At 69.9% G+C, this 18,672-nt stretch carries 14 protein-coding genes; 10 read left to right on the forward strand and 4 right to left on the reverse strand.

The genetic code is table 11. The features are described 5' to 3' along the window. Positions 1-5: 5 nt before the first annotated feature. Together AC5DRG_RS08740 and AC5DRG_RS08745 are read right to left on the reverse strand one after the other, a co-directional pair. Positions 6-443, reverse strand: coding sequence for a roadblock/LC7 domain-containing protein (locus AC5DRG_RS08740; protein ID WP_491809420.1), 438 nt, complete (start codon positions 441-443; stop codon positions 6-8). Continuing rightward, complete coding sequence (locus AC5DRG_RS08745) at positions 440-3,280, reverse strand: nitrate- and nitrite sensing domain-containing protein (protein WP_491812996.1); 2,841 nt, start codon at positions 3,278-3,280, stop codon at positions 440-442. The genes AC5DRG_RS08740 and AC5DRG_RS08745 overlap by 4 nt, the downstream gene beginning before the upstream one ends. A 420-nt stretch (positions 3,281-3,700) precedes the next feature. Between AC5DRG_RS08745 and AC5DRG_RS08750 the strand changes: the two genes are divergently transcribed. Next, positions 3,701-4,303: a hypothetical protein gene (locus AC5DRG_RS08750; RefSeq protein ID WP_491812997.1), complete on the forward strand. Its 603-nt coding sequence runs from the start codon at positions 3,701-3,703 to the stop codon at positions 4,301-4,303. Positions 4,304-4,453: 150 nt separating this feature from the next. Here the strand turns inward: AC5DRG_RS08750 and AC5DRG_RS08755 are convergent, their stop codons facing one another. Further along, positions 4,454-5,650: an NAD(P)/FAD-dependent oxidoreductase gene (locus tag AC5DRG_RS08755; protein WP_491809421.1), complete on the reverse strand. Its 1,197-nt coding sequence runs from the start codon at positions 5,648-5,650 to the stop codon at positions 4,454-4,456. Positions 5,651-5,747: 97 nt separating this feature from the next. Then, positions 5,748-6,071 (reverse strand): bifunctional 3-phenylpropionate/cinnamic acid dioxygenase ferredoxin subunit, encoded by a 324-nt coding sequence (locus tag AC5DRG_RS08760; protein ID WP_491809422.1) that lies wholly within the window; start codon positions 6,069-6,071, stop codon positions 5,748-5,750. 302 nt (positions 6,072-6,373) lie between these two features. Here AC5DRG_RS08760 and AC5DRG_RS08765 point away from each other — a divergent pair, with 302 nt between their 5' ends. The 9 genes from AC5DRG_RS08765 (at position 6,374) to AC5DRG_RS08805 (ending at position 18,668) form a co-directional block, all read left to right on the forward strand. Next, complete coding sequence (locus tag AC5DRG_RS08765) at positions 6,374-7,195, forward strand: IclR family transcriptional regulator (protein WP_491809423.1); 822 nt, start codon at positions 6,374-6,376, stop codon at positions 7,193-7,195. Positions 7,196-7,411: 216 nt separating this feature from the next. Next, entirely contained in the window at positions 7,412-8,497 is a 1,086-nt protein-coding gene (locus AC5DRG_RS08770) for an S-(hydroxymethyl)mycothiol dehydrogenase (protein WP_491809424.1), read from the forward strand. Beyond that, positions 8,494-9,120, forward strand: coding sequence for an MBL fold metallo-hydrolase (locus tag AC5DRG_RS08775; protein WP_491809425.1), 627 nt, complete (start codon positions 8,494-8,496; stop codon positions 9,118-9,120). Before AC5DRG_RS08770 ends, AC5DRG_RS08775 begins: the two co-directional genes overlap by 4 nt. A 44-nt stretch (positions 9,121-9,164) precedes the next feature. Further along, complete coding sequence (locus AC5DRG_RS08780) at positions 9,165-11,624, forward strand: GcvT family protein (protein WP_491809426.1); 2,460 nt, start codon at positions 9,165-9,167, stop codon at positions 11,622-11,624. A 10-nt stretch (positions 11,625-11,634) separates the two neighbouring features. Further along, entirely contained in the window at positions 11,635-12,789 is a 1,155-nt protein-coding gene (solA, locus tag AC5DRG_RS08785) for an N-methyl-L-tryptophan oxidase (RefSeq protein ID WP_491809427.1), read from the forward strand. A gap of 11 nt (positions 12,790-12,800) precedes the next feature. After that, positions 12,801-13,964, forward strand: a complete 1,164-nt coding sequence (locus tag AC5DRG_RS08790; protein WP_491809428.1) for an aromatic ring-hydroxylating oxygenase subunit alpha — start codon at positions 12,801-12,803, stop codon at positions 13,962-13,964. Beyond that, positions 13,945-15,411: an aldehyde dehydrogenase family protein gene (locus AC5DRG_RS08795; protein ID WP_491809429.1), complete on the forward strand. Its 1,467-nt coding sequence runs from the start codon at positions 13,945-13,947 to the stop codon at positions 15,409-15,411. Before AC5DRG_RS08790 ends, AC5DRG_RS08795 begins: the two co-directional genes overlap by 20 nt. A 108-nt stretch (positions 15,412-15,519) precedes the next feature. Then, positions 15,520-17,088 carry an APC family permease gene (locus AC5DRG_RS08800; RefSeq protein ID WP_491809430.1) on the forward strand — a complete coding sequence of 523 codons (1,569 nt, stop codon included), beginning with the start codon at positions 15,520-15,522 and terminating at the stop codon, positions 17,086-17,088. 29 nt (positions 17,089-17,117) lie between these two features. Beyond that, complete coding sequence (locus AC5DRG_RS08805) at positions 17,118-18,668, forward strand: GMC family oxidoreductase (RefSeq protein WP_491809431.1); 1,551 nt, start codon at positions 17,118-17,120, stop codon at positions 18,666-18,668. Positions 18,669-18,672: the final 4 nt, after the last annotated feature.

The following is an 18,672-nucleotide window of genomic DNA, read 5'->3' on the forward strand; positions in this document are numbered from 1 at the left end:
TCCCACTACCCGCCAGAGGACACATCGGTGCGCGGAGCGGCGCCCAGATGCACACCGACCCGTTTGACGAGGAGCGTCATCTCGTAGGCGACCTGGCCGACGTCCGAGTCCGCGTCCGCGAGGACGGCCAGGCAGCTCCCGTCGCCGGCAGCCGTGACGAACAGGAAGGCCTCGTCGAGTTCGACGACCGTCTGCCGCACACTGCCCGCCTCGAAGTGCCGGCCCACACCCTTGGCGAGGCTGTGGAAACCGGAGGCCACGGCGGCCAGATGCTCGCTGTCCTCCCGGGTCAGGTCCTGCGACACCCCCGTCGGCAGACCGTCGCCGGAGAGCACGAGGGCCTTGCGGATGCTGGCGACCCGGTCCACCAGGTCGTCGAGGAGCCAGTTGAGTTCGACGGACTTGTTGATCCCCGTGTGGCCGGTCGCCTTCGGTGCGGTCATCGATCGTCCCCCTTGTTCGTTCGTTGTGGTGCTGTGCCGCTGTGGGCGTCGTCGCCCGCGGCGTTCTCCTCGCGGCCGCGCTGCCAGCCGCGCTGGAGCGAGGCCATACGACTGCGCACCTCGTCGGCATCGCGATCGGCGAGCTCCGCCGGATCCTGGGTGCGCCGCTCGGGGCCCTGTTTCAGTTGCGGGGCCAGGCTGGCCTGCCGTACTCGCCGGGGTAGCCCGCCCGCCGCGGAGCCGCTGTCCTGGGGTTCGGGACCGGGATCGCGGCCGGTGTCGTCCAGGCCGCTCGACGCGATCGCGGCACGTCGAGTGCGTCTGGGCAGGACGGGGGGCTCCGACCCTCCGCCCGGGCTGCGGCCGGGGGACGCGGCGTGCTCACCTCGGCGGTCGGCCGTGCCGTTGCCCGGTCGGAGGGGCGAATCACCGCGGCGGCGGTCGGACAACGGTGCCACCCCTTCGGGCTCCGGCCGGCTCAGCGCCGGGTCTGTCGTAGGTACCCCTTGCGCCTCGTCCCCCTCGTCCCGCCGTGAGCGGTGCTCGGTGACCGGGCGTCCGTGGGAGCTGACGAGCTTGGGTGTGCGGCGACGGGGCAGCGAGACGGGGCCAGTGTGCTGGTCGTCCCCGTCGGCCCGGTCCGGTCCGCCGTAGGTCTCGGGGACACGCGGGCCCGGCGGCTCGGTGTCGGGGCCGCCGAGGGAGCCCCGGCGGCGGAAGAGTCCGCCGCGTTCGCTGTCGTCGCCGAGGGAGCCCGGAAAGTCGTCGAGGGCATCCAGATCCACGGGTGCCTCCAGCTCGACCGGTCCGTCCAGGAGAGCGGGCGCCAGGCCGGGAAGCTGGACGGGCATCTGGGAGAGCGCGGCCTTGCGGCTCTCCTCCAGCTCGGCCTCCTTGGATGGCCGGTCCCGGTCGAGGCGGAAGCCGATGCCGTTGGTGTCGGGGACGTCGTCCGTCAGCAGGGCGTCGGGGATGAAGACCACGGCGGTGGTCCCGCCGTACGGGGAGGGCTGCAGGGAGACGCGGACGTTCTGCCGCTGGGCCAGCCGGCTGACCACGAACAGGCCGAGCCGGTCCGTGTCGGACAGTTCGAACTCCGGTGTCTCCGCGAGCCGGAGGTTGGCGTCCAGGAGCGCCTCGGCGGCCATGCCGAGGCCGCGGTCGTGGATCTCCAGGGTGAAGCCGTTGGCGACGCGCTCGCCCAGCACCTGCACGGCGGTGTGCGGCGGGGAGAACACCGTGGCGTTCTCCAGCAGTTCGGCCACCAGATGGGTGAGGTCGGCGACGGCGGGACCGGTCACGGCGACCCGTGGCAGGCGGCGGACCTCGATGCGCTCGTAGTCCTCGACCTCGGCGACGGCGGCGCGCACGATGTCCATCAGCTGGACGGGCTTGCGCCACTGGCGGGAGGGGGCGGCGCCGGAGAGGATCACCAGGCCCTCCGCGTGGCGGCGCATACGGGTGGTGAGGTGGTCGAGGCGGAACAGGTCGGCGAGTTCGTCGGTGTCCTCGGTCCTGCGCTCCATCGTGTCGAGCAGGGTGAGCTGCTTGTGCAGGAGGACCTGGCTGCGTCGGGCGAGGTTGACGAAGACCTCGGAGACGCCGGCGCGGAGTTCGGCCTGTTTGACGGCGGCCTCGACGGCGGCTCGCTGCAGGGTGTTGAGGGCCTGGCCGACCTCGCCCATCTCGTTCTTGTCGAACTCCAGGCGCGGAACCTCGGTCTCCACGTCGACGTGCTCGCCCGCGGACAGGCGGCGCATCACGCTGGGCAGCCGCACACCGGACGCCTCGTGCGCTTCCGCGCGCAGTTGCCGCAGGTCGCGGATGAGGCCGCGGCCGATACGCACGGACAGGACCAGCGAGACCAGAAGGGCGACCAGTCCCAGGACCCCGGCGACGGCCGCCTTGACTATGACCCCGATCGCCACGGGGCCGACGCGGTCCTGGTAGCGGTCGTTCGCCTCGTCGTCGAGTGTGCCGAGTTCGTCGAGGACATGGCCGGCCGTCGTGTCCCAGCTCTTCGCGCTGACGCCGCGGGGCGAGCCCGTGCCCGTGGCGATCACGGACTCCTCGGCCACCCGCAGGGGCGCGGTGGCGGCGTTCTTCCAGAAGCGCTCGAAGCGGTCGCTCTCCGCCGAGGGCAGCTGCGCCAGGCTGATGTCGTACATCAGGGTGCGCTGGGCGACGAGATCGGCGACGTCGCGAGCCTCGTCGCGGGAGAGCTTGCCGACGACCAGGGCCGAGCCGAGCAGGGCGTCCTCGCGGGAGAGCAGTTCGCGGGCGCGGGCGAGGTTGACGAGTGCGCGGTACTCCTTGTCCATCTCCACGCTGTCGACCACGTCGAGGGTGGCCAGCAGGGCGTAGCAGGGGTCGACCAGGCGGTTGTAGAGGTCGAGGGCCTGGGAGCGGTTGACCGTCCCGTTCTCGACGCTGCCGCGCAGGGCGTCGAGACCCTCGAAGGCGTCGAGGACCGCCGTGAGGTCCTCGGTGTCGTCCTGGTCCAGCGCGTCGCGCGCGTCGGGATCCTCGGCGTTCGCCCGGATCTCGGCGACGGCCTTGTCGGTGGCCGTCCGGCTGCTCCTCAGGGCGGCGAGCCCGTCGGAGGCGCGGGGGTCCGCGAGGTAGACGAGGGTCTGCCGGCGTTCCTGCTGGAGCACACGGATGGTGTCCTCGGTGGGATAGCCGATCTTCTCCACGACGGACGAGACGCTGAACAACTGTTGCACCTGGCGGCCCGTCAGCAGCGTGGCGAAGGCCCAGATCGCGGTGAGTGACACCAAGGGCACGAGAAGCAGCGCCACGATCTTCCGGCGGATGGACTTCCCGCGAAAGCGCATGGCCTCCCCCAGCTCGACCCCCACCGGTAAGGGGGTACGCATGTGCGTCAACAAACGTCGCGAGCCTACTACCGACACACAGTTAACTCGAAGAGCAGTCCGGAGGATGAACTTCCGTACTGCCGGCGAGACATACGGAGTTGTCCGGTCATTGGGGGAGATTGCCTCCTCGAATCGGGCGTGGACCGCGACACCGAACCAGGTCGGCCCACCTGGTCTGTTGGCCGGAATTTTGCGCTCGACGGGAATCTTCGGGGCGAGTTGTTCGTCCTTCTCTACGGGAAATGGGGGCGGAATCGGCCACAGGAGCCGTATCCCGCACCCCGGCGGCGTAAAACAGCGCAAGCCGGGCAACCACTGGGGAGCCGGGTCTTCGGACACGGGGCGAGGGGTCTGCTGGCGGTGGGGAGTGACACATTGATGGGCACGGCGGAGCGGGGCGGGATGCTCGACGAGGGCTTGGCCGCGCAGTTGACGGCGCGACAGGGCCCCGAAGCACCGGATCGCGACATTCCGGCGGACGCTGGCGTCGGACCGGGTGGCCGCGACGTTCCGGCGGGCGAGGGTGCCGCGACGGCGGAGGTCCGCGGGCGGCGAGGTAACGACTCCGTCGAGACACAAGACCGTCCGGAATACCGTCCGTTGTGGATCGAGGAGAGCGCACGGCGCCGCCGGATGCCCGATCCGGTGCGTACAGCGGCCGTGCGGGCCGTGCTGATCATCGCCGTGACGCTGGTCCAGGCGATGGTGGCCTTCCTGTGCACGCTGGCCGGCTCATGGCTGGCGTTCCCGATGGTGCTCAGCAGCCTGGCGAGCACGGTGGTGGCCACCTGGGGGGCGCTCGACGTCTGGGTGACACGCCAGGTGTGGAATCAGCGCAACGGCGTGGTGTCGGTGCCGAGCAGCACGGCACGCGCGCTGCGGCGCGAGCGGCGCAGGGCGCGTCGCCAGACGCGTTCCGCCGAGCGGGCACAGGAGCGGATACGCAGGCAGGGCGGCGCCGGGCAGTTGTCGCACTCCTAGTCGCACACCTACAGGGACAGGCCCCAACAAGGACACCACACCCACCGGAGAAGCCCTCAGGACACCGTCCCCGGAGGCCGGTCGCCCGGGAACCCGAGCGATCGGCACCGGTGATCACGATGGATCCCGGTCCCCGGTGATCAGGGTCGATCACAGTGCGGCAGGCTGCGCCCTGTTCTCGCCGAGCGTCTCCGCGCGTACGAGTTCGCGCCGAGCCCGCATGAAGGGACGCGGTCGATCCACGGAGAGCACCGCGGTCGTACGGCCGTCCCGCTCGTAGAGAGCGAGGAATCCGCCCTCGGCCGGTGTGCCGTCGTCGAGTTCGCCCTCGGCGATGCGGACGGTGTCGCCCTCCTGCCGCCGGCCGGCGAACTGGATGCGTGCGCCGTACTGGTCGGACCAGAAGTAGGGCACCGATCGCGCACTCCGGCCGCTGCGTCCGGCGAGCAGGTTGGCCACGGCGACCCGGGGCTGTTCCGTGGCGGAGGTCCAGTGCTCGGCGCGGGATCCGCCGACGCGGGCGACATCGCCGACGGCGACCACCTGGGGCAGCGCGGTGACGCAGCCGTCGTCGCACAGGACGCCGTCGTGCAGGGCGAGTGTCGAACCCGCGAGCCAGGCGGTGTTGGGGGTGCAGCCGATGCCGACGATCACGAGGTCGGCGGGGAGGGTGCGGCCGTCGGCGAGCTGTACGCCGCTGACCGCGTCCGTGCCGCGGAGACCGGCCACTCCGATGCCGGTGACCAGGTCCACCCCGCCGCGGCGGTGCAGCGTGGCGCACACGGCGGCCATCTCGGCGCCGAGTTGGGGCACGAGCGGAAGGGGGGCGGCCTCGACGACGGTGACGGTGTGACCGAGGACGGCGCACGAGGACGCGGTCTCGGCGCCGATGAAGCCACCGCCGATGACCACGACCTGGCGCGGGCCTCGGGTGAGTTCGTCGCGCAGGGCGCGGGCGTCGTCGAGGGTGCGCAGGGTGTGGACCCCGGCGAGGGCGTCGCCCGGGAGGCGGCGGGCCGAAGCGCCGGTGGCGATGACGACGCCGTCGGTGGAGACGGTGCGGCCGTCGTCGAGGAGTACGGTGCGGCCGCGGGAGTCGAGGCCCCGGGCTCGCCGGCCCAGCAGCCACTCGGCGTCGAGTTCGGCGCTCTCCTCGGCGTCGGTGAGGGCGAGGTGGTCCTCGTCCGCGCGGCCGGTGAGGAAGTCCTTGGACAGGGGCGGGCGGTCGTAGGGCCGGTGGGGTTCGTCGCCGACGATCACCAGTCGGCCGTCGAAGCCCTGGGCGCGCAGTTCGCGGGCCGCGTACAGGCCGGAGAGCGAGGCGCCGACGACGGTCACGGTCTTCATGCGGTTCGGCCCCTCTCGGCCGTTGCGGGGACGGGGGCCGGGAGACTCAGGTGGGCGGGGATGCCGGGAGTGGCGTCGGCGTGCAAGGCTTCGGCCTTCATGCGGCGGAGCCCTCCTCCGCGGCAAGGTGGACATGGATCATGCCCTCGTCGACGCTGACCCGGTGGGTGCGCACGGGGCGGCGGGCCGGCAGGCACGTCGGTTGTCCCGTACGGAGATCGAATGATGCGGCGTGCAGCGGGCATTCGACCAGACAGCCCTCCAGCCAGCCCTCGGAAAGCGAGGCGTCCTGATGGGTGCAGGTGTCGTCGATGGCGTAGAGCTCGCCGTCCTCGGCGTGGAACACGGCGATGGGCGGGGTTGTCTCGACGCGGACGGACTCGCCCTCGGGGAGGTCTTCAAGGCGGCAGACGGGAATCACGGGCCCCCCTCTCGGTCCGGGACACTCGGTCCGGGATCAGCTCGGTCCAGGCAAATCAGGGAGTTCGGACCTTCGTTGGTCCAGTGGTCTTCCTGGAGTCGTCCGGCAGTCGGGGACACGGGACCTTCTTTGGTCCGGACTGTTCGGCCCCTTCCGGGTGCCGGACGCTTCGGTAACATGATGTTTCGTATGGCGCATGAGCGAGCGCCATACGCAACAGAATCCGGGCGGGACGACCGTCGCGTCAAGGGTTTCCCGCAGATGCGGCCCAAACCGGGCCGCCAGGTGGTGAGAGTTGAGCTATGGCCCGCGTGCAGAAGCAGTCTGACTCAGGTGAGGACAGCCAGGAAAAGCCGAACGGGAGAGGACCGGCGAGCGCCGTCCAGTCGGTGGACCGCGCCGTGAGCGTGCTGGAGATCCTCGCCCGGCACGGCGAGGCGGGCGTCACCGAGATCGCCGACGAGCTGGACGTGCACAAGTCCACCGCCTTCCGGCTGCTCGGTGTCCTGGAGAACCGTGGACTGGTGGCCCAGGCCAAGGACCGCGGGAAGTACTACCTGGGCGCGGGCGTACTGCGCCTGGCGGGGGCGGCGGCAGTGCGGCTGGACATCTCGCAGGAAGGCGTCCCGGTCTGCCGGGAGCTCGCGGACGAGCTGGGCGAGACGGTCAACATCGCGGTCCTCGACGACGACGCGGCGGTCAACATCATGCAGGCCCGCGGCACGGCGTCGGTGACGGCGCAGAACTGGCTGGGCCGGCGCACCCCGCTGCACGCCACGTCCAGCGGAAAAGTGCTGCTCGCGCACATGCCGCCCACCCTGCGCGAGGGCCTGCTCGCCCGCTCGCTGCCCCGCTTCACGGAGCGGACCATCACCGGCACCTCCATGCTGCGCGCCGAACTGGAGGCCGTGGTCGAGCAGGGCTACGGCGTCACCGTCGAGGAGCTGGAGCTGGGCCTCGCCGCCCTGGCCGCCCCGATCCGCGCCCACGACGGCAAGGTGATCGCCGCGATCAGCGTCTCGGGGCCGGTCTACCGGATGAACAGCGACCGGCTGCCGGAACTGGCCAAGCGCACGGTGGCGGCGGGGGCCGAGCTGTCCCGTCGTATGGGCTACGGCTTCTGACGCAGACGGCGTACGACAGGCGGCATACGACACAAGGCGCGGCGCGGTACCGGGAACTCCTGGTCCCGCGCCGCTGTGTGTCCGGGAGGTTTCGGCCGTCCCGTTCCTTTTGCCAAGGGTTAACTCGCACCTCTTGACGGCCCTGGCATGCCGTTCTCAATATGTTCCTCATCGCGCAACCCATCGTGCATTGCGCAACAGCAGAGGAGCTTGGTCGTGCCACACGAGGTCCGTGCCGTAGTTGCTGTCAAAAAGGGCGCACCCGTCGAGGTGCGGACGATCGTCGTTCCCGACCCGGGTCCCGGCGAGGTGCTCGTCGACGTGCAGGCCTGCGGGGTCTGCCACACGGATCTGCACTACCGGGAGGGCGCGATCAACGACGACTTCCCGTTCCTGCTGGGCCATGAGGCCGCCGGCACGATCGCGGCGGTCGGCGCCGGCGTCACCGACCTCGCTCCCGGCGACTACGTGGTGCTGGCCTGGCGTGCGCCCTGCGGCTCGTGTCGTTCCTGTCGGCGCGGACGCCCCTGGTACTGCTTCGACTCCCGCAACGCCACCCAGCCGATGACGCTCCTCGACGGCACCCCGCTGAGCAACGCGCTCGGGATCGGCGCGTTCGCCGAGAAGACGCTGGTAGCGGCGGGCCAGGCGGTGAAGATCGACCCGGCCGCCCGTCCCGAGGCCGCCGGCCTCATCGGCTGCGGCGTGATGGCCGGATACGGCGCCGCCGTCAACACCGGCAACGTCGGCCGCGGCGACACGGTCGCCGTCATCGGCTGCGGCGGCGTCGGCAACGCGGCGATCGCGGGCGCCTGTCTCAACGGCGCCATGAAGGTGATCGCCGTGGACATCGACGACAAGAAGCTCGACCAGGCGGAGAAGTTCGGCGCCACGCACACCGTCAACTCCCGTGGCACGGACCCGGTAGAGGCGGTTCGCGCCCTCACCGACGGCTTCGGTGTCGACATCGCGATCGACGCGGTGGGCCGCCCGGAGACCTTCAAACAGGCTTTCTACATGCGCGACCACGCGGGCCTGCTGGTCCAGGTCGGCGTCCCCGCCCCCGAGATGAAGGTCGAGCTCCCCCTCATCGACGTGTTCTCGCGCGGCGGCGCCATCAAGTCCTCCTGGTACGGGGACTGTCTGCCCAGCCGCGACTTCCCGTTCCTCATCGACCAGTACCTGTACGGGCTGCTGGACCTCAACGCCTTCGTGAGCGAGACGATCGCGCTCGACCAGGTCGAGGAGGCGTTCGCCAAGATGCACCGCGGTGAGGTGCTGCGCTCGGTGGTGGTCCTGTGACCGCCCAGGGCACCGTCCGTATCGACCGCGTCGTCACCTCCGGCACCTTCAACCTCGACGGCGACACCTTCGACGTCGACAACAACGTCTGGCTCGTCGGCGACGACGAGGAGGTACTGATCGTCGACGCCGCCCATGACGCCCCCGCGATCCACCAGGCGGTCGCCGGCCGCCGTGTCACCGCGATCGTGTGCACGCACGCCCACGACGACCACATCGACGCGGCCGCCGAACTCTCGGTCCTGACCGGCGCGCCCGTGCTCCTGCACCCCGACGACTTCGAGCTCTGGTACCAGACCCACCCGGCCCGCAAGCCGGACGGCGAGCTGAGCGACGGCCGTGTCCTCACGGTCGCCGGCATCGAGCTCCAGGTGATCCACAACCCCGGTCACACCTGGGGCAGTTGCTCGCTGTACGCCCCGTTCCTGAACGCGGTCCTCACCGGCGACACCCTCTTCCACGGTGGACCCGGCGCCACCGGCCGCTCCTACTCGGACCGCCCCACCATCGAGGCGTCCATCCGCGAGCGGCTTCTCACCCTGCCCGGCGACACGGTCGTCCACACCGGGCACGGCCAGGACACCACCATCGCCGCCGAGCGGCCCAACGTCCCCACCCCCTGACCGCCTCCGCGGCGCGTCAACTCCCCACCCCGGCAAGGAGGGGCATGTCCAGCAGGCCCGAACCCCGACTCCAGAACCCCCGCGTGGTCATCATCGGCGCCGGCATCGTCGGCTGCTCGCTCGCCGACGAGCTGACCGCCCGCGGCTGGACCGACGTCACCGTCCTCGAACAGGGCCCCCTGCCCGCCCCCGGCGGCTCCACCTCGCACGCGCCGGGCCTCGTCTTCCAGACCAGCCCCTCCAAGACCCTCACCCAGTTCGCCAAATACACCGTCGAGAAGTTCAACTCCCTGGAGATCGACGGGGTTCCCTGCTTCAACCAGGTCGGCGGACTGGAACTCGCGACCACCCCCGAGCGCCTCGCCGACCTGCACCGCAGGGCCGGTTACGCCGCCGCCTGGGGGGTGCGCGGCGAAATAGTCAGCGCGGCCCGCTGCAAGGAACTGTGGCCGCTCATCGACGAGTCGGTGGTCCTCGGCGGCTTCCACACCCCCGACGACGGCCTGGCCCGCGCCCTGCTCGCGGCCCGCGCGCAGATGGAACGCGCCACCGCCCTGGGCGCCCGCTTCCTGGAGCGCCACACGGTCACCGGCATCGAGAAGGAGGACGGCCGAGTCACCGCGGTCGTCACCGACCAGGGCACCTTCCCCGCCGACCACGTCGTCTCCGCCGCCGGTTTCTGGGGCCCCGTCATCGGCCGTATGGCCGGGATCGACGTACCCCTGCAGCCGCTCGCACACCAATACGCCAAAACGCGACCGCTGCCCGAACTCGCCGACGCCACCGCGGAAGCCGAGAAGCCGATCCTCCGCTTCCAGGACCGCGACCTCTACTTCCGCGAGCACACCGACCGCATCGGCATCGGCTCCTACGCGCACCGGCCGATGCCCGTCGACCCGTTCGCGATCCTGCCGTACGACGAGGCACGCGCCCAGAACATGGACATGCCGTCCTCCTACCCCTTCACCGAGGAGGACTGGGCCCCGAGCTGGGACGACTGCCGCTGGCTGCTGCCCGCACTGCGCGAGGCGGAGATCGAGGAGGGCTTCAACGGCGTCTTCTCCTTCACCCCGGACGGTATGCCGGTCCTCGGCGAGGCCCGCGAACTGCGCGGCTTCTGGCTGGCCGAGGCCGTCTGGGTCACCCACTCCGCCGGCGTCGCCAAAGCCGTCGCCGAGTGGATGGTCGACGGACGGCCCTCCCTCGACCTGCACGAGTGCGACCTCACCCGCTTCGAGGAGGCGCAGCGCTCACCGTCGTACGTCCGCGAACGCGGTTGTCAGCAGTTCGTCGAGGTGTACGACGTCCTGCACCCCCTCCAGCCGATGGAACAGCCCCGCCCCCTGCGCGTGAGCCCCTTCCACGCCCGCCAGGAGCAGCTCGGCGCGTTCTTCCTGGAGGGCGGCGGCTGGGAGCGACCGCACTGGTACGAGGCGAACGCCCCGCTGGTGGACGGGATCAGCGTCCCCGAGCGCGACGCCTGGTCGGCCCGCTACTGGTCCCCGATCGCGGCGGCGGAGGCGAAGGCGACGCGCGAGAAGGTCGCCCTCTACGACATGACTCCCCTGCGCCGCCTCGAAGTCACGGGCCCGGGCGCCCTCGACTTCCTCAACCGGATGACGACCAACAACCTCCGCAAGAAGCCCCGCGCGGTCACCTACACCCTCCTCCTCGACGAGACGGGCGGCGTCCGTTCCGACCTCACGGTGGCCCGCCTCGCCCCGAACCGCTTCCAGGTGGGCGCGAACTCCCCCACCGACCTGGACTGGCTCCTCCGCCAGGCCCCCGCCGACGTCCAGATCAGGGACATCACCTCCGGCACCTGCTGCATAGGCGTCTGGGGCCCCCTCGCCCGCGACCTCGTCCAGCCGCTCACCCGCGACGACTTCTCGCACGAGGCCTTCGGCTACTTCCGCGCGAAGGAGACGTACCTCGGACACATCCCCGTGACGGCCATGCGCCTGTCGTACGTCGGCGAGCTCGGCTGGGAGCTGTACACCAGCGCCGACCTGGGACTCCGCCTCTGGGACACCCTCTGGGAGGCGGGCCGGGAGCTCGGTGTGATCGCGGCGGGCCGCTCGGCCTTCAACTCCCTGCGCCTGGAGAAGGGTTACCGCTCCTGGGGCACCGACATGACCGACGAGCACGACCCGTACGAGGCGGGCGTCGGTTTCGCGGTGCGCATGGACAAGGAGGACTTCGTCGGAAAGGCCGCGCTGGAGAACGCGAGCGAGCCTGCCCGCAAGCTCACCCCCCTCCTCCTCGACGACCCCGCCGCCGTGGTCCTCGGCAAGGAGCCGGTCTACGTCGACGGCTCCCCCGCCGGCTACGTGACCAGCGCGTCGTACGGCTACACACTCGGCCGCTGCATCGCGTACGCCTGGCTGCCGGCCGCTCTCACCACCGGCACCGGCGTGCACATCGAGTACTTCGGCGAGAAGGTCCCCGCGACCGTCGCCGAAGAGCCCCTGTTCGACCCGAAGATGACACGAATCCGCCGATAGGAGGCATGCGATGTCCCCCACTTACGACGTGATCGTCGTCGGCCTCGGCGGCATGGGAAGCGCCGCCGCCCATCACCTCTCCGCGCGCGGCGCCCGCGTCCTCGGCCTGGAGAAGTTCGGCCCGGTGCACAACCGGGGCTCCAGCCACGGCGGTTCGCGGATCACCCGGCAGTCGTACTTCGAGGACCCGGCGTACGTACCACTGCTGCTGCGCGCCTACGAGCTGTACGACGACCTGGAGCGGGCCACCGGCCGCGACATCGCCACCCTCTGCGGCGGCGTGATGGTCGGCCCGCCCGACTCGCTGACCGTCTCCGGTTCGCTGCTCTCGGCCCTGGAGTGGGACCTTCCGCACGAGATGCTCGACGCGAAGGAGATCCGCCGCCGCTTCCCGACGCTGACGCCGAAGGACGACGAGGTCGCGCTGTACGAGAAGAAGGCAGGCCTCCTCCGTCCCGAGAACACCGTCGCCGCCCATATCCAGCTGGCCACCCGGCAAGGCGCCGACCTGCACTTCGAGGAGCCGATGACGCGCTGGGAGCCGTACAAGGGCGGCGTCCGGGTGCACACCGGCGAGAACACCTACACGGCAAGCCAGTTGGTGATCTGCCCGGGGGCGTGGGCGCCGCAGCTGCTCACCGATCTCGGGGTGCCGTTCACTATCGAGCGGCAGGTCATGTACTGGTTCCAGCCGAAGAACGGCGTCGAGCCCTTCCTCCCCGAGAACCACCCCATCTACATCTGGGAGAACGCGGACGGCGTCCAGGCCTACGGCTTCCCGTCCATCGACGGCCCCGATCTCGGTGCCAAGGTCGCCTTCTTCCGCAAGGGGCAGGTGACCACCCCGGAGACCATCGACCGGACCGTGTACGACCACGAGATCCAGGCCATGGCCGACCACATGGCCGGCTGTATCCCGGAGCTGCCCGGCACCTATCTCAAGGCGGCGACCTGCATGTACTCCACCACCCCGGACGAGCACTTCGTGATCGCCCGCCATCCCGAGCACCCGGAGTCGGTCACCGTGGCCTGCGGTTTCTCCGGGCACGGTTTCAAGTTCGTGCCGGTGGTCGGCGAGATCCTCGCCGATCTGGCGCTGACCGGCGCCACCGAGCACCCCATCGGCCTGTTCGACCCCGCCCGCCTCGCCGCCGCGCCCGCCTGAGGAGCACGCTCGTGACGACGACCCCGGTCTCTCCCGCCCACCACCCCGTCTCCCCCAGCCTCATATCGACGCTGCCGGGCCACTACTACACCGACCCCGAGATCTTCCGCCAGGAACAGAAGCACCTGTTCGAATCCATGTGGTTCTGCGCCGTCCGCAGCGCCGACCTGGCCAAACCCGGCGCCTTCCGCACCGTGCAGGTCGGCAGCGAGAACGTGATCATCACCCGCACCCGCACGGGTGAGCTGCGCGCCTTCCTCAACATCTGCCGCCATCGCGGGGCCCGCCTGTGCATGGAGGAGGCCGGCGAGGTCCGCCGCACCCTCCAGTGCCCGTACCACGCGTGGACGTACGACCTCGACGGCAAGCTGGTCGCCGCGCCGAACCTGATCAAGATGCCGGACATCGACCGCGTCGAGTACGGCCTGATCAAGGTGGCCCTGCGCGAGTGGCTCGGCTACGCCTGGGTGTGCCTGGCCGACGAACCGCCCTCCTTCGAGGAGTCGGTGATGGGCGCGGCCGTCGAGCGGCTCGGCGACGCGGCGGCGATCGAGCACTACGGCACCGAGAACCTGGCCCTCGGCAAGCGCATCACCTACGACGTGAAGTCGAACTGGAAGCTGATCGTCGAGAACTTCATGGAGTGCTACCACTGTGCGACGATCCACCCCGAGCTCACGGACGTACTCCCCGAGTTCGCGGACGGCTACGCGGCCCAGTACTACGTGGGTCACGGTGCCGAGTTCGGCGAGGGTATCCAGGGGTTCACGGTCGACGGCAGCGAGGGCTTCGAGAAGCTGCCGTCCGTCTCCGAGGACCAGGACCGCAGGTACTACGCCATCACCGTGAAACCGACGGTGTTCATCAACCTCGTGCCGGACCATGTCATCCTGCACCGCATGTTCCCGATGGCCGAGGACCGGACGATCGTCGAGTGCGACTGGCTGTACGCACCCGAGGTCGTCGAGTCGGGGGCGGACGTGTCGAAGTCGGTGGAGTTGTTCCACCGGGTGAACGTCCAGGATTTTGAGGCATGTGAACGGACGCAGCCCGCCATGGCGTCGCGGGCGTACCGCAACGGTGGTGTGCTGGTCCCCAATGAGCACCACATCGGGATCTTCCATGAGTGGGTCCTGGAGAAGCTGGGAGGCGGTCATGCCGGACCTGTTCATTGACGGGGAGTGGCGGGGCGCGGTCGACGAACGCACCCGTGAGATCCGCTGTCCCGCCGACGGCTCCCTGGTCGGGGTCGTGGACGAGGCGGGCGGCAAGGACACGGTGGAGGCGATCGGCGCCGCCCGCCGTGCCTTCGACGAAGGCCCCTGGCCCCGGACCTCGGCGAACGAGCGCGGTGACCTGCTGCTGCGGGTCGCCGACCTCCTCGTACGCGACAAGGACGCGCTCGCCCGCGCCGAGTCCCTGGACACGGGGAAGCGGCTCGTCGAGAGCGAGTACGACATCGACGACATCGCGAACTGCTTCCGCTACTTCGGGAAGCTGGTGGCGAGCGAGACCGGCCGCGTCATCGACACGGGCGTGGCGAACGTCGACAGCCGGGTGGTGTACGAGCCCGTCGGCGTCTGCGCGCTGATCACGCCCTGGAACTATCCGCTCCTCCAGACGGCCTGGAAGGTCGCCCCGGCGGTCGGGGCCGGCAACACCTTCGTACTCAAGCCGAGCGAGCTCACCCCGCACACCGCGATCCATCTGATGCGCCTTCTGGAGGAGGCCGGACTGCCACCGGGCGCGGGCAACCTGATCCTGGGCGCAGGACCGGACGCGGGCGCTCCGCTCAGCGAGCACCCGGACGTCGACATGGTCTCCTTCACGGGCGGACTCCAGACGGGCCGTCATCTGATGTCGGCCGCGTCCGCGACGGTGAAGAAGGTGGCGCTGGAACTCGGCGGCAAGAACTCCAACATCGTCTTCGCCGACGCCGACTTCGAGACGGCCGTCGACATGGCGCTGACCGCCGTGTTCCTGCACTCCGGTCAGGTCTGCTCGTCCGGCGCGCGTCTGCTGGTGGAGGACTCGCTGCACGACCGGTTCGTCGACGAGGTCGTACGCCGGGCCTCGGAGATCCGGCTCGGCGGGCCCTTCGACGAGCAGGCGCAGACCGGGCCGCTGATCTCCGCCGGCCATCTGGCGAAGGTCGAGGCCTATGTCGCCAAGGGGCTGGAGGAGGGCGCCGTACTGCGCTGCGGTGGCGCCCGGCTGTCCGGTCCGGGCTACGACGACGGCTTCTACTACCCGCCGACCGTGCTCGGCGAGTGCACCGGCCGGATGTCGGTCGTCCAGGACGAGTCGTTCGGACCGGTCATGACCGTCGAGCGGTTCACCGGCGAGGAGGAGGCGGTACGGCTCGCCAACGACACGATCTACGGCTTGGCCGGTGCCGTCTGGACCAGTGACGAGGCGAAGGCCGCGCGCGTAGTCTCGCGGCTGCGGATCGGCACGATCTGGATCAACGACTATCACCCCTACGTCCCCCAGGCCGAATGGGGCGGTTTCAAACAGTCGGGCTTCGGCCGCGAACTCGGGCCCTCGGGTCTCGCCGAGTACCGCGAGGCGAAGCACATCTGGCGCAACACGGCTCCCGCCCCACAGGGATGGTTCGCCTAACCCGCGCGTAACAGCGCGATCATGCACCCCACGTATAACCCCCCTCATTGATCCAGGCACCCGCACGAGCCGCTCCCATCCCCTCCCCGGCCCACCAGGAGTCCGCTCATGACAACCACCGAGCAACCAACGTCCGGACAACCAGGACAGGACGACACCGAACTCGCCGAGTTCGGATACAAGCCCGAACTCAAGCGCACCCTCGGCAACTTCCACACCTTCGCCGCCGGCATCAGCTACATCTCGATCCTCACCGGCACCTTCCAGCTGTTCTACTTCGGCTACGGCACCGGGGGCCCCGCCTACTGGTGGTCGTGGCCCATGGTCTTCATCGGCCAGTTCATGGTCGCCCTGTGCTTCGCCGAGCTGGCAGCCCGCTACCCCGTCGCGGGCTCCGTCTACAACTGGTCGAAGAAGATCGGCAATCCGCACCTGGGCTGGCTGGCCGGCTGGACGATGCTGATCGCGTCGATCGTGTCGATCTCGGCAGTGGCACTCGCCTACCAGCTGACGCTGCCGCAGATCTCCGACGTGTTCCAGATCGTCGGCGACGGATCCGGCAAGTACGACGTGGCGACCAACGCGGTCATCCTGGCCGCGGTGTTGATCCTGTTCACGACCCTCGTGAACGCCTTCGGCGTCAAGCTGATGGCCACGATCAACTCGGCGGGCGTGTTCATCGAGCTGATCGCCACCGTCGTACTGATCGTCCTGTTCGCCGTGCACATCACGCGCGGCCCGCAGGTCGTCATGGAGACCAACGGCACCGGGGCGGGGTACGGCGCCGGCTACTTTGGCGCGTTCCTGGTGGCCTCGCTGGCCTCGGCGTACGTCATGTACGGCTTCGACACGGCCGCCTCGCTCGGTGAGGAGTCCGTGGACCCGTCCCGGAACGCGCCCCGCGCGATCATCCGGGCGATCGTCGCCTCCTTCATCCTCGGCGGACTGGTCCTGCTGCTCGCGCTGATGAGCGTCTCCAGCCTGAAGAGCGGGGAGCTGTCCACGGACGGTCTGCAGTACATCGTCCTCGACGTGCTCGGCTCCACGGCCGGCAAGGCGATGCTGTGGTGCGTGCTGATCGCGGTCACCGTCTGCGCGCTCGCCGTGCACACGGCGGCGATCCGGCTGGCGTTCGCGATGGCCCGGGACAACAACCTGCCCGCGTCCTCACTGATGGCCAAGGTCAGCCCGCGCTTCCAGACCCCGGTGCTGCCGGCCGTGATCATCGGCATCCTGGCGCTGGCGATCCTGGTGGTCAACATCCGCCAGCCGCAGATCTTCACGGTCGTCACCAGCATCGGCATCATCATGATCTACCTCGCCTACCTGGGCGTCACCGGGCCCATGCTGGTGGCGCGGCTGCGCGGCAAGTGGGAGCCGGCCGGCGACGGCAAGTTCTCGCTGGGCCGTTGGGGCCTGATCGTCAACATCGTGGCCGTCATATGGGGCGCGGGCATGACGATCAACCTGATCTGGCCGCGCGCCGCCGTCTACAACGCGACCGCCCCCTTCCACTGGTACCTCCAGTGGGGCGCGCTCCTGTTCGTCGGCGTGATCATGGGCGGCGGCTTCGCCTACTACTGGTTCATCCAGCGGCACAAGACCGGTGTGCTCGAAGAGCACCGTCTGGACTCCGAGTCGGCGACGGAGCCCGTCGCCGCTCCGGCGGCCGACTGACATTCCGCTAGCAAGGAGGGCGACTCCCCATGAGCATCGATGAGTTCGATTACGTCGTGGTCGGCGGCGGCACCGCGGGCAACGCGGTGGCGGCCCGGCTGTCGGAGGATCCGTCGGTCACCGTCTGCGTCCTGGAGGCAGGACCCAGCGACGTCGGCGACGACGACATCCTGAAGCTCGAACGCTGGATGGGTCTGCTGGAATCCGGCTACGACTGGGACTACCCCGTCGAGCCCCAGGCCAGCGGCAACAGCTTCATGCGGCACGCCCGGGCGAAGGTGCTCGGCGGCTGCTCCTCGCACAACTCCTGTATCGCCTTCTGGGCACCGGCCGAGGACCTCGACGCCTGGGCCGCGGCGGGCTGTACGGGCTGGAGCTCCGCCGATCTCTTCCCGCTCTACCAGCGGCTGGAGAACAACGACGCTCCCGGGGAGCACCACGGCCGCACGGGTCCGGTGAAACTCCGCACCCTGAAGAGCGAGGACCCGTGCGGCACGGCCCTGTTGGAGGCCTGCGCCCAGGCCGGCATCCCGACGACCCCCTTCAACACCGGGAAGACGGTCGTCCGGGGCGCCAACTGGTTCCAGATCAACTCCGACGAGAACAACATCCGCCAGTCGTCGTCGGTGGCCTACCTCCACCCGGTCATGGACAAGCGGCCGAACCTGGCCGTCCGGACGGGGGTACGCGCCAAGAAGCTGCTCCTTGAGGGGCGGCGGTGCGTCGGGGCCGAGTACCTGGACCCCGACCTCATCCACACCCGCACGGTACGGGCCCGACGCGAGGTGATCGTGTCGTGCGGCGCGATCGACACGCCGAAGCTGCTGATGCTGTCCGGCATCGGACCGGCCGCGCACCTGCGCGAGATCGGCGTCGAGGTCGTGGTGGACTCGGCGGGCGTCGGCGAGAACCTCCAGGACCACCCCGAGGGCGTCATCATGTGGGACGCCAAACAGCCGATGACCACCACGTCCAGCCAGTGGTGGGAGGCGGGCATCTTCTACGACACCGAACCGGGCCTGGACCGGCCCGACCTGATGTTCCACTACGGCTCGGTGCCGTTCGACATGAACACGGCGCGGTGGGGCTATCCGACGTCGGAGAACGCGTTCTGCCTCACGCCGAACGTGACGCGCGCGCAGTCCCGGGGCACGGTGCGGCTGCGCACCCGGGACTACCGGGACAAGCCCATGGTGGATCCCCGGTACTTCACGCATGAGCACGACGTGCGGGTGATGACGTTCGGGCTGAAGCTGGCACGGAAGATCGCGTCACAGCCCGCGTTGAGCGGCTGGGCGGGTGCCGAGCTGGCCCCGGGCCCGGACGTCCAGACCGACGAGGAGCTCCTGGACTACATCCACAAGACCCACAACACCGTCTACCACCCGTCCTGCACCGTGAAGATGGGCGCGGACGACGACACCTCGGCCCCGCTCGACGCGCGGCTGCGGGTCAAGGGGGTCGAGGGTCTGCGGGTGGCGGACGGATCGGTGATGCCGGAACTCGTCACCGTCAACCCGTGCATCACGACGATGATGATCGGCGAGAAGTGCGCGGACCTGCTGAAGGAGGACGCGTAGGCAC

This window comes from Streptomyces sp. JLBG701 (assembly GCF_058544905.1).

Coding starts and splice junctions, on each gene's coding strand:
- AC5DRG_RS08795 (WP_491809429.1), top strand. CDS start 13,945: ATGCCGGACCTGTTCATTGACGGGGAGTGGCGGGGCGCGGTCGACGAA.
- solA (WP_491809427.1), top strand. CDS start 11,635: ATGTCCCCCACTTACGACGTGATCGTCGTCGGCCTCGGCGGCATGGGA.
- AC5DRG_RS08755 (WP_491809421.1), bottom strand. CDS start 5,650: ATGAAGACCGTGACCGTCGTCGGCGCCTCGCTCTCCGGCCTGTACGCG.
- AC5DRG_RS08765 (WP_491809423.1), top strand. CDS start 6,374: ATGGCCCGCGTGCAGAAGCAGTCTGACTCAGGTGAGGACAGCCAGGAA.
- AC5DRG_RS08780 (WP_491809426.1), top strand. CDS start 9,165: ATGTCCAGCAGGCCCGAACCCCGACTCCAGAACCCCCGCGTGGTCATC.
- AC5DRG_RS08800 (WP_491809430.1), top strand. CDS start 15,520: ATGACAACCACCGAGCAACCAACGTCCGGACAACCAGGACAGGACGAC.
- AC5DRG_RS08750 (WP_491812997.1), top strand. CDS start 3,701: ATGGGCACGGCGGAGCGGGGCGGGATGCTCGACGAGGGCTTGGCCGCG.
- AC5DRG_RS08745 (WP_491812996.1), bottom strand. CDS start 3,280: ATGCGCTTTCGCGGGAAGTCCATCCGCCGGAAGATCGTGGCGCTGCTT.
- AC5DRG_RS08805 (WP_491809431.1), top strand. CDS start 17,118: ATGAGCATCGATGAGTTCGATTACGTCGTGGTCGGCGGCGGCACCGCG.
- AC5DRG_RS08740 (WP_491809420.1), bottom strand. CDS start 443: ATGACCGCACCGAAGGCGACCGGCCACACGGGGATCAACAAGTCCGTC.